Here is a 354-nt window from a genome sequence, read left to right as displayed (position 1 = left end):
AGTTGCTGTAACTGATAAACCAGTTAGCAGCGGATGTTCTAGACTTTTCATTCGCTATCCAGTTTTCAAGGTGCAAAGGTTGTTCGTCGATTAAGCTTCTCCGAATCACTTCAGAAAAGACCTAACCACTTAAACCTTCTCGCTGCTAAAGCAGCTTCTGCCTCATCGGCAGGAAGATCATCTTAACATCCGGAGTCTTTGCTTTCAACACATAAATGTTGGAAAGTGGACTCGGTGAATGCTAAGCAATCTGGGTATTTAGTTACCCGCTTGGCAACGTCCTACTCTCCCAGGACCCTGCGGTCCAAGTACCATCGGCGCTGGAGGGCTTAACGGTCGTGTTCGAGATGGGAA

1 rRNA gene is annotated in these 354 nt (G+C 47.2%); it reads right to left on the bottom strand.

From position 1 onward, the window contains the following. Positions 1-268: 268 nt before the first annotated feature. Positions 269-354: ribosomal RNA gene (gene rrf, locus DNH61_RS00025) — 5S ribosomal RNA — on the bottom strand; the annotation flags it as partial.

The sequence above is a fragment of the Paenibacillus sambharensis genome (genome assembly GCF_003233845.1).
Classification (GTDB): domain Bacteria; phylum Bacillota; class Bacilli; order Paenibacillales; family Paenibacillaceae; genus Paenibacillus_I; species Paenibacillus_I sambharensis.
The sequence above is the reverse complement of the archived record's forward strand: the minus strand, read 5'-3'. Positions and strand labels throughout refer to the sequence as shown.